This is a genomic window from Burkholderia sp. Ac-20353 (assembly GCF_017104785.1).
Classification (GTDB): domain Bacteria; phylum Pseudomonadota; class Gammaproteobacteria; order Burkholderiales; family Burkholderiaceae; genus Burkholderia.
This window is the reverse complement of the sequence record NZ_JAAGPL010000271.1, coordinates 1-9,605: the sequence shown is the minus strand read 5'-3', so window position 1 is coordinate 9,605 and position 9,605 is coordinate 1. Positions and strand designations below refer to the sequence as shown.

General features: G+C 67.3%; 8 protein-coding genes and 2 pseudogenes. 4 read left to right on the top strand and 6 right to left on the bottom strand.

From position 1 onward, the window contains the following. Positions 1–24 precede the first annotated feature (24 nt). Entirely contained in the window at positions 25–477 is a 453-nt protein-coding gene (locus G3N94_RS37360) for a hypothetical protein (RefSeq protein ID WP_205799246.1), read from the bottom strand. A 418-nt stretch (positions 478–895) separates the two neighbouring features. Between G3N94_RS37360 and G3N94_RS37355 the strand changes: the two genes are divergently transcribed. Both G3N94_RS37355 and G3N94_RS37350 read left to right on the top strand, forming a co-directional pair. Further along, positions 896–1,543 carry a response regulator transcription factor gene (locus tag G3N94_RS37355; RefSeq protein WP_205799245.1) on the top strand — a complete coding sequence of 216 codons (648 nt, stop codon included), beginning with the start codon at positions 896–898 and terminating at the stop codon, positions 1,541–1,543. A gap of 109 nt (positions 1,544–1,652) precedes the next feature. Further along, the gene (locus tag G3N94_RS37350) at positions 1,653–3,401 is read left to right on the top strand and encodes a sensor histidine kinase (RefSeq protein WP_205799244.1); all 1,749 of its coding nucleotides are present in this window, start codon (positions 1,653–1,655) and stop codon (positions 3,399–3,401) included. Here the strand turns inward: G3N94_RS37350 and G3N94_RS37345 are convergent. The 4 genes and pseudogenes from G3N94_RS37345 to G3N94_RS37330 all read right to left on the bottom strand — a co-directional run bounded on the left by G3N94_RS37345 (position 3,398) and on the right by G3N94_RS37330 (position 6,033). Then, on the bottom strand, positions 3,398–3,700 hold the full coding sequence (locus G3N94_RS37345; protein WP_205799243.1) for a YlcI/YnfO family protein: 303 nt from the start codon (positions 3,698–3,700) through the stop codon (positions 3,398–3,400). The genes G3N94_RS37350 and G3N94_RS37345 overlap by 4 nt on opposite strands. A gap of 181 nt (positions 3,701–3,881) precedes the next feature. Beyond that, a pseudogene (locus G3N94_RS37340) lies at positions 3,882–4,091 on the bottom strand (ABC transporter ATP-binding protein); the annotation flags it as partial. 1,233 nt (positions 4,092–5,324) lie between these two features. Next, positions 5,325–5,756 (bottom strand): Lrp/AsnC family transcriptional regulator, encoded by a 432-nt coding sequence (locus G3N94_RS37335; protein WP_205799242.1) that lies wholly within the window; start codon positions 5,754–5,756, stop codon positions 5,325–5,327. Positions 5,757–5,868: 112 nt separating this feature from the next. Then, complete coding sequence (locus G3N94_RS37330; protein ID WP_205799241.1) at positions 5,869–6,033, bottom strand: hypothetical protein; 165 nt, start codon at positions 6,031–6,033, stop codon at positions 5,869–5,871. On the opposite strand from G3N94_RS37330, the gene G3N94_RS37325 reads away from it, so the two are divergent. Then, positions 6,032–7,111 (top strand): ornithine cyclodeaminase, encoded by a 1,080-nt coding sequence (locus G3N94_RS37325; protein WP_205799240.1) that lies wholly within the window; start codon positions 6,032–6,034, stop codon positions 7,109–7,111. The genes G3N94_RS37330 and G3N94_RS37325 overlap by 2 nt on opposite strands. A 57-nt stretch (positions 7,112–7,168) precedes the next feature. Then, the gene (locus G3N94_RS37320) at positions 7,169–8,122 is read left to right on the top strand and encodes an arginine deiminase-related protein (RefSeq protein WP_205799239.1); all 954 of its coding nucleotides are present in this window, start codon (positions 7,169–7,171) and stop codon (positions 8,120–8,122) included. 84 nt (positions 8,123–8,206) lie between these two features. Here the strand turns inward: G3N94_RS37320 and G3N94_RS37315 are convergent. Further along, positions 8,207–9,605 (bottom strand): annotated as a pseudogene (locus G3N94_RS37315) (molecular chaperone DnaK); the annotation flags it as partial.

Sequence of the window (9,605 nt, the reverse complement as noted above, 5' to 3'; positions counted from 1 at the left end):
ATGCCGTCGCGCGCAGCGCGGCCGTCAGCCGCGCTCGTGCTGCCGCGCGTCGGCTTCGAGCGGCGCGTCGACGTAGCCAACCGTCGCGATCTCGTGCAGGTAGCGCGCGAGAAACGCGCCGATCGAGCCCGCGGCCTCGTACTGATGCACGTGGCGGAACTCATGGGTCAGCAGCCGGCGGGTGACATGTCCTTCGACGACGAATACCGCATGACCGAGCGTGAGGCCGATCGTGCCGGGCGACAGCAGCCCCGTATCGCGCGCGATCGCGGCCAGCGAAGGCGTATCGGGAAACGGCAGCACCGCGGTGGTCACGATCCGGATCCGCTCCGGCTGTGCGACGCCGACCGCCCGCGCATCGTCGGACTGGCCGGGCGTCAGCGGTGCGCCCAGCGCTTGTCCGCGCGCCGCTTGCGCTTCGGCCCACGCGACCGCGGCAGGCAACGCGGCCGGCAGGATTTCGGCGAGATCGATCATCGAGGGGTCTCCTTGGATCGCGGGTTCGATGTGGGACCAGTTTAGCGCCGAAACGGGCCGTCTCGTGAGGATCGCCGCTCGCCGATCGGCGCGGTTGGCGGGGTTGGCGCGGCCGACGAGGCGATATGCAGGCCGCCCGGGTGAAACCGAAAGCAGATCGCAAGCCGTTGCAGCACGAGCATACGCACGCGCATCCCGCGACAGCATCTCGCGCCGATTGTTTCGCCGCGTGACAGATTCCCCGTGTTGCGCCGCATAAAATTTCGCGCACGTGTACCGTTTTGGGCCTCGGCAGAATATATTGCTCAGATGTTGAACCGTTTCGGCGACATCGCGCCGACCGGCGGTCCGGCATCGCCGTCTGACACGACACCCGCGCGTTACGCGCCGAAGCGCCATCCCGGAAGAGGAACGCTCCATGATCAAGGTGATACTGGCTGACGACCACGCAGTCATGCGCGACGGACTGCGTCACATACTCGAGACGGCCGGCGGCTTCGAAATCGTCGGCGAAGCGAGCGACGGCTCGGCCACGCTCGCGCTGGCCGAGCGCGGCGCGGCCGACGTGCTTCTGCTCGACCTGTCGATGCCGGCGCCGACCGGCATCGAGCTCATCAAGCTGATCAAGACGCACGCGCCGGCGTTGCGCACGCTCGTGCTGACGATGCATGCGGAAGAACAGTACGCGGCGCGTGCGTTCAAGGCCGGCGCGACCGGCTACCTGACGAAGGACAGCGCGACCGCCGAGCTGGTCGCGGCGGTCGGCAAGGTGGCGGCGGGCGGCATCTACGTGAGCCCGTCGGCCGCGGAAAGCCTTGCAAAAACCCTGCACGCGCCGACCGAGACGCTGCCGCACGAACGGCTGTCCGCGCGCGAATTCGACGTGATGCGCCGCATCGTCGCGGGCGAGACCATCACGCAGATCGCAGGCGCACTCGGCCTCAGCGGAAAGACGGTCAGCACCTACAAGACGCGCATTCTCGAGAAGATGGACCTGCCGCACGAAGCCGCGCTGATCCGCTACGCGGTGCGCCACGACCTCGGCATCGGTCTGGACAGCGAATGAACGTGACATGAACGATGCCTGCAACGATGCACCGTCCCGGCACCGCCACCCGCAGCGCGGCACTCCACCTTGCGAGCCGCGCGAGCCGCGCCTATCGACGGAGAAACCCATGAGCGAGCCGGCGGAACCCTCGCGGATGTTCATGTCGTCGCTGCCGCCCGAGCGGCCGGAGCGCCGGCTGGCGCTGGCCACCGTGATCGTGTCGGCCGTGATCTTCGCCGCGCTCGCGCCGTTCGCGACCGTGCAGCTTGCGCAGATGTGGGCGTTCATCCCCGTCTACGAAGCGGCGATCATGGTCAACGACATGGTGACGGCCGGCCTCCTGCTCGGCCAGTTCGCGATCCTGCGCGAGCGGTCGCTGCTGGTGCTGGCGGGAGGCTACCTGTTCACGAGCCTGATGGCCGGCGCGCACATGCTGAGCTTCCCCGGCCTGTTCGCGCCGACCGGCTTGCTCGGCGCGGGCGAGCAGACGACCGCGTGGCTGTACATGTTCTGGCACAGCGGCTTTCCGCTCGCCGTCGCGGGTTACGCGCTGCTGCGCGACGACACGCACGCGCGGCCGAAGGCGACCCTTCCTGCGGTGATCCCGATCCTCGCGTGCGTCGCAGCCGCCTGCGCCGCGACGGTCGCGCTGACGCTCGTTGCAACCGTCGGCGAGCACCTGCTGCCGCCCATCATGCACGGCAACCGGACGATTGCGCCGATCGCGACCACGATCGTGACCGTCTGGGTATTGAACCTGATCGGGCTCGCGCTGATGTGGCGGCGGCGGCGGCGCCATTCGGTGCTCGACCTATGGGTGATGATCGTGATGGTCGCGTGGCTGTTCGACATTGCGCTGTCCGCGATGCTGAACCACGGGCGTTTCGATCTCGGCTTCTACGCGGGGCGCGCGTATGGGCTCGCCGCGTCGAGCGTCGTGCTGTTCGCGATGCTGTTCGAGAACGGCCGGCTCCATGCGCGAACGGTGCACGCACTCGAAGGCGAGCGGCGCGAACATCAGCTCGTGCTGCAGAAGACTGCCGAGCTGAACGATGCGAACGAACGCCTCGAGCAGCGCGTCGCCGCGCGCACCGCGCAACTAAGCGCGTCGAACCGCGACCTGCGCCGCGAGGTCGAGGAGCGCGTGCGGGCCGAGCGGGCGCTGAAGGCGTCGCGCGAGGAGCTGCGCGAGATCTCGGCGATCAGCGCGACCGCGCGCGAGGCGGAACAGCGCCGCATCGCGCGCGAGCTGCACGACGAACTCGCGCAGACGCTCGCGACGCTGAAGAACGACCTCGAATGGCTGCTCGATCACGTGCCGCAGGACGATGCGCTGCTCGCGCGCAAGATCGCCGCGATGCACGGGCTCGCGCGCGGCGCGGTGGCCGCGACGCGACGCATCGCGTCGGACCTGCGACCGCTGATGCTCGACGATCTCGGCTTTGCTGCGGCGATGCAGTGGCTCGTGCAGGACTTCCGGCAGCGGCACGGAATCGCGTGCACGCTGCGCGTCGATCCGCCCGAACATCATCTCGACGAGCCGTATGCGACGGCCGTATTCAGGATTGCGCAGGAATCGCTCGCGAACGTCGCGCGGCATGCGGCCGCGTCGCAGGCAGTGGTCGATCTCGTGTGCACGGACGACGCCATCGCGCTCGCGATTCGCGACGACGGCGCGGGCTTCGATCCGGGCGATCCGCGCAAGCCCGGCTCGTTCGGGTTGGTCGGGCTGCGCGAGCGGGCCTATCTGGTGGGTGGCGCGCTGACGATCGACACCGCACCCGGCAAGGGCACGACCGTCGAGGTCCGGATTCCGCTACAGGCCGCACAGGTGGCGTTCGCGGCGAGCGGGCATCCGGCGGGACAGGTGGATTAGCGGGGGGTGCTGCGGCGGGCGGGTGGTGGTGCGAGGTGTGGTGCGGGATCGGCGGTCGCTAGCCCTTCAAGTTCTGCATGCACGGCGGCGGCGGCGAAATACTCGCCGGTAAGGCGTGCTTCGTCGCGCGACGCAAAGCCGCGAGCAATGAACTCTCGCTGGAAACGTCGACGCGCGATACCGTCGCGGAGCGCAGATTCCATGAACGCCGATAGCGTCTCGTTTTCATTCAATACGGATTCGGCCGCGTCGCGCAGTTCCGGGTCGACACGCAGGGCCGGCATGATTGCAGTTTTCATCGTGCTCTCCCGCCTTACGTTTGTAATGAAAGGTAGCGCACCCAACGGTGCATGTGCAGTCATCCGTTCGGCATAGTTCTGCCTGGCCACCCCACCCTCAAGCCTGCGCCGCAACCATCCCCCGCTCCGAGCGCGTCCACGCGACCAGCGCGCCGACCCTGCTGCGCCCGCCCGCGCCCCGCTATGCCACCACCGCCGCCCCGCCCAGATACGCATCCCTCACCCGCTCGTCACCGAGCAACGCCTCTGCCGGCCCTTCGAGCACGACGCGCCCCGTCTGCAGCACGTATCCGCAATGCGCGATCTCGAGCGCCAGGCTCGCGTTCTGCTCGACCATGAACACCGTCACGCCCTGCCGGTTGATCGCGTCGATCAGCTCAAGCCCCTTGTCGCCTCACGGGAGAAATATTGCCGCTGAATTTCATACATGTTTCATGGACATTCGGCGCCTCGGCGGCCAATCTCTCGCTTTGGGAATTCAAGGCGTGCTAGCGCGCGATGGTCATCCACATCGCAGAGTCACGCCGAGCCATTGTGCACGGTTCGGCAAGAAGATATATGTACGGTGCAACGACGTAACGGAACAATCATTGGCTCGTGTTTGCAACTCTTATAACCGTCAGGATATCGAATCAGTCAAAGTTTCACTTTACCTTCGCCACCGGTAGTGAATCGTTCGAGGTCGCCAAATTGCAGGCCAACGACGTGTTCCATCTGCGCGGCACGGGCGATACCATGCAATTCATCTCGACAGGCCCGGGCTAAGCTCCCGCGGCCGCGAAATCTCGGAAAAGGATGTGATGCCTTACTTTGACCTGTTCTTAGACAACATATGCAAGGACATAGGGGAGTGAATCATGGCCCTTGGTGTTAGGTGGAGTACGTTCATTGTCCTTCTATCCTGGGCGATGACGGCGACTTCGAATGAGGTTCACCGCACGATAGAGGATAAGGATCTGGTCCGGCAAAGTCCCCATCTGACCAGGGCAATCGCTGAGCATCCGTCGTTTTCCATCTATAAAAACATGAACTGCCGCTTAAAAGGCGGCCCCATCGATCTAGACAATAGGAGCAAGGTTTTTCTATTCACCACGAGAGATGCGTGTGGCTGGGGCGCCGCCCTTGGTCCCATATGGATCGTGCGTGTCGGTAATGGCCAACTCGGCAAGGTGGTTTTGGATGCCGGAGGCTACTCTGTCGCGGGTAAAGCTATTTACTCGCATGGGATGCGTGACATAGAAGTCGGCGGCGGTAGTGCTGGGGGGACTACGATCAAAAGCTATCGCTTCGACGGCATGCGGTACAGAGCCATCGGCCCGCGAGCGGGTGCGGCACGGGTGTGCACCGCCGTAGCGGCAAGCGTGGATCGGGCATGCTCAATGGAGTAGTGTTGTGCGAAAAAATGCCGGAGAGAAAGCGCACTACTTCAATGAGACTTCCGTTCATCGAGATTCTTGTACCGCCTATACGCATATTGGGCATTCACGGTGAACAGTGCGGTGAATGGCTCGGTGAACGGCGCAATGACCAACGAATTGGTGACGGTGCCGGTCGACGGCCGGGTCGTGCTGACCGATCTGGACGCGATCTGCGATGCGGCCGTGGCCGGCATGGGGCCCGCGCATCACGCCTTATGCGTCGACAACAGAATGCTCGTCTCCGTATTCGCGATTCCGTCGATCAGCCGGATCGCGCCCAGCACGCGATCGAAATGCTCGAGCGAATCGGCGTGCAGCTCGGCAACCAAGTCCCAACGCCCGTTGGTGCTGTGTATCGTCGCGACGTTCGGATGCCCGCGCAGCACCTTGACCACTTCGGCCCCGCGGTTGCCCTGCACCGCGATCGACATCAGCGCGCGGATCCGGTGCCGTTCGGCGGCCGGCTTCAGCCGCACCGTGTAGCCGACGATCACGCCGTGCTTTTCGAGCCGCGTCAGCCGGTTCTGCACGGTCGCGCGCGCGACGCGCAGCTGCTTCGCGAGCGCGACGACCGACAGCCGCGCGTTGTCGCGCAACAGTGCAATGAGCTGACGGTCGACGTCGTCGAGGGTAATCATCGGACCTGCCTTTCCCGTAAGTGGTGAGCGAGCCGCAAGCGTGCCGCGTGCCGCGCCGCTTGACCAGCGGAAACCGCACACATTGCTTTATACGGCTGCCATTTTGCGCAGTTTATCGACAAATCTGCCACTTCTGCTGGCTATTTGTTGGCCGGCGTCGCGGAAATAATGTCTCTATCGCGTGGCCCACCGTGCCGCGCCCACCACTTTGCACAGCACCAGCACCGGCACCTAAGCGCCAGCGCTCATCGATATTCGATACAGGAGACAGCTTCATGACCCGCTTCCTCGATGTTCCCGCCACCGCCCGCCTGGTCGCGCAGACCGGCGTCCCGCGCTTCCTCGGCGAACTCGTCGACACGCTGCACGACGACTATCTGCGCTGGGCCGAGTTCGACAAGTCGCCGCGCGTCGCCTGCCATTCGCGCGACGGCGTGATCGAGCTGATGCCGGTCGCGAATGCGTCGCTGTTCGCGTTCAAGTACGTGAACGGCCACCCCGTCAACGCGGCGCGCGGGATGCACACGGTGATGGCGTTCGGCGCGCTCGCCGAAGTCGACACCGGCTATCCGCTGCTGCTCGCCGAGCTCACGCTGACCACCGCGCTGCGCACCGCCGCGACGTCGGTGCTCGCCGCGCGCGCGCTCGCACGTCCGGATGCGCGCACGATGGCACTGATCGGCAACGGCGCGCAGAGCGAATTCCAGGCGATCGCGTTCCATACGCTGCTCGGCATCGACGAAATCCGCGTGTTCGACGTCGATCCGCACGCGACCGACAAGCTCGTGCGGAACCTCGCCGCGTATCCGGCGCTGCGCGTCGTGCGCGCCGCATCGACCGCCGACGCCGTGCGCGGCGCGGACATCGTGACGACCGTGACCGCCGACAAGGCGTACGCGACGATCATCACGCCCGACATGATCGAGCCCGGCATGCACCTGAACGCGGTCGGCGGCGATTGCCCGGGCAAGACCGAGCTGCATGCGGACGTGCTGCGCGCGGGCCGCGTGTTCGTCGAGTTCGAGCCGCAGTCGCGCATCGAGGGCGACATCCAGCAATTGCCGGCCGACTTCCCGGTGACCGAGCTGTGGCGCGTGCTGCAGGGCGAGACGACGGGCCGCGACAGCGCCGAGCAGATCACCGTGTTCGATTCGGTCGGCTTCGCGCTCGAGGATTACTCCGCGCTGCGCTACCTGTTCACGCTCGCGCAGCATCACAACGCGGGCGTCGAGATCGCGCTGATCCCGCCGGCCGTCGATCCGAAGAACCTGTTCGCGCTGATCGACGACCCCGCCGCGGTCGCGCGGGGCCAGGCGGCCTTCGTCACCGACGCCGTCGCCGCGTTCGCGCGCTGACCCGAGCCGGTGCGGCGTGCGCGCCGCACCGCCCTTTGCCTTTCGCCCCAGCTTGCGATGAACCTCGTATCGATTCAGGCGCCGGCCGCCGTCGTGATGATCCGGCCGCACCACTTCCTGCCGAACCCCGAAACCGCCGCCGACAACGCGTTCCAACGCACCGCCGGTGCGTGCGGCAAGCGCGGCGAGCGCGACACGAGCGCAGTGTCCGCCGCCGCGCGCGACGAAGTCAGCGCCGCCGCGCAGACGCTCGCCGACGCCGGCGTGCGCGTGCACGTGTTCGACGATCACGGCGAGCGCGACACGCCCGACTCGGTGTTTCCGAACAACTGGTTTTCGACGCATCCGGGCGGACACGTCGCGCTGTATCCGATGTACAGCCTGAACCGCCGCCGCGAACGGCGCGCGGACGTGATCGAGATGCTGAAGGCCGAATACCGGGTACAGGACGTGATCGACTATTCGGGACTCGAATATGACGACGTGTTCCTCGAAGGGACCGGCGCGATGGTGCTCGACCATGTCGCGCGCATCGCGTACACCGCGCGCTCGCGCCGTGCCGACCCGGTCGCGCTCGAACGCTTCTGCACGAACTTCAATTTCGAGCCGATGTGCTTCGACACGGCCGACGGCGACGGCCGGCCGATCTATCACACGAACGTGATGATGAGCGTCGCGACCGGGTTCGCGCTGATCGGCCTCGAGCTGATCCGCGATCCGGGACGGCGTGCCGAGGTCGAGCGTCGCCTGACCGAAACGGGCCGCACGGTGATCGCGCTCGAGCCGTCGCAGATCGCGAACTTCGCGGGCAATGCGCTCGAACTGTCGGGGCGCGACTCGCGCGTGCTCGCGCTGTCGCGGCGCGCGTTCGACTGCCTGACGCCGCGCCAGCGCGACCTGATCGAGCGCTCGGCGCAACTGCTGCCGCTCGACGTGCCGACGATCGAACTGGCCGGCGGCTCGGTGCGCTGCATGCTGGCTGGCATCCATCTCGCGCGCCGGCACGGCTGACGGTTCCCCCTGGTTGCGCCGGTGCCTGTCGTGGCCGGCGCGCCTGCGCTTCAGCGGATCACCGCCCGCCGAATCCCCGCCCCCTCACTCCACCAGCAGCTTCAACCCCGCCGGCAGCGATTCGCCGAACACACGCACCGTATCGGCCGCATCGAGCTCGATGACGTCGCGCACCATTGCGATCCACGTCGCCGGCGCATTGGCCGCCGTGAGTCGCCGGATCACCGCGTCGCGTGTGTCGGGCGGCAGGTCGCGCGAGCGGTCGCCCGTCATCCGCGCGATCTGCGCGACCGAGAACGCGGCCGGCTCGACCTGTTTCCAGTCGAGCGCGAACAGCGCATCGAGCCAGCCGCCTGCAACTTCGGCCGGCACGACGCCATGCGCGCTGCCGTAGAACGGCCGGCGCGCGCCGATGCGCCCGAGCGCCCATGCGCCGAGCGCGCGTTCCGCCGGCTTCTGCAGCAGCGCGATCAGCCGCGCCGCGAGTTCGATCTTGCGCTCGACCGGCAGCCGCTCGAGCGAGGCGGACAACCGCGTCATGTCCGCCGGCCCGACCTTGTCGGGATCGAACGGCAGCTTGCGCCGCTTGCCGTCGGCGGGTTCGAGAAACGCGATCGCGTCGCGCACCTGCCCTTGCGCATCGTCGTCGAGCCCGCCCGCCGCGCGCCGCCACAGCGTCCACCACTCGGACCACACCTGCGCGTCGTTCACGTACTGGATCCCGTCGTCGAACAGCGGCCACAGCTGCTCGATGCGCCACCCGTCGAGCGGATGCCCGAACCCCGGGCGCACGCAATAGCCGGCGAGATTCAGCCACGCACGTTCGTGATCGGCCGAGCGCCGGCGCCGCCGTGCGCGCGCAAGCAGCGCGTCGAACAGCTCGCGCGCGAGCGCGACGTCCCACTCGTCGCGCGGGCCGAGCAACTGCTCGAGCTGCGCGCGCAGCCGGCGCGTGTCCTTCGGCGTGACGTCCGACGCGCGGCTGCCGAACGAGCGGTCGATCAGCTCGATCGCCTGATCGAGCCGCGGATGGCGCGCCGGCGTGTCGGTGTCGCCCTCGGTGGCCGCGTCGCCGCGCAGCTGGAATTCGAGGCGCCAGCGCTGCGCCGCATCGCCGGTCGCGATGCAGTGCAGCTCGAGCGTGCCGACTTCGGTCAGCGACGCCGTCAGCTTCACGGGTGTCTCGCGCACACCGCGCGCATCCTGCCGTTCGACGACCGTCGCGATCGGCGGCAGGCGGACGAAATCGCCGTCGCCGAGCGTGACGAGGTCGCCGGGCCGGTACGCGGTGTCGGCGACCGTCGACACGAGGTGGAAGCGCACCGGTGCCCCAAGCTGCAGCGCGAACGTGCGGTCATCGAGCCGGATCTCGTGCCCCTCTTCGGTGCCGCGCGGCAGCAGGCATACGCCGCGCTCCTCGGAACCGCCGTCGTCGAGCACGAGGAAATAGCTGCGCGGCGAGCCGCCGCCGATACGCGGCGCA

What these genes read in the sequence shown, in the direction of transcription:
- G3N94_RS37360 (WP_205799246.1), bottom strand. Translation starts at nt 477, where the DNA reads ATGATCGATCTCGCCGAAATCCTGCCGGCCGCGTTGCCTGCCGCGGTC.
- G3N94_RS37355 (WP_205799245.1), top strand. Translation starts at nt 896, where the DNA reads ATGATCAAGGTGATACTGGCTGACGACCACGCAGTCATGCGCGACGGA.
- G3N94_RS37350 (WP_205799244.1), top strand. Translation starts at nt 1,653, where the DNA reads ATGAGCGAGCCGGCGGAACCCTCGCGGATGTTCATGTCGTCGCTGCCG.
- G3N94_RS37345 (WP_205799243.1), bottom strand. Translation starts at nt 3,700, where the DNA reads ATGAAAACTGCAATCATGCCGGCCCTGCGTGTCGACCCGGAACTGCGC.
- G3N94_RS37335 (WP_205799242.1), bottom strand. Translation starts at nt 5,756, where the DNA reads ATGATTACCCTCGACGACGTCGACCGTCAGCTCATTGCACTGTTGCGC.
- G3N94_RS37325 (WP_205799240.1), top strand. Translation starts at nt 6,032, where the DNA reads ATGACCCGCTTCCTCGATGTTCCCGCCACCGCCCGCCTGGTCGCGCAG.
- G3N94_RS37330 (WP_205799241.1), bottom strand. Translation starts at nt 6,033, where the DNA reads ATGAAGCTGTCTCCTGTATCGAATATCGATGAGCGCTGGCGCTTAGGT.
- G3N94_RS37320 (WP_205799239.1), top strand. Translation starts at nt 7,169, where the DNA reads ATGAACCTCGTATCGATTCAGGCGCCGGCCGCCGTCGTGATGATCCGG.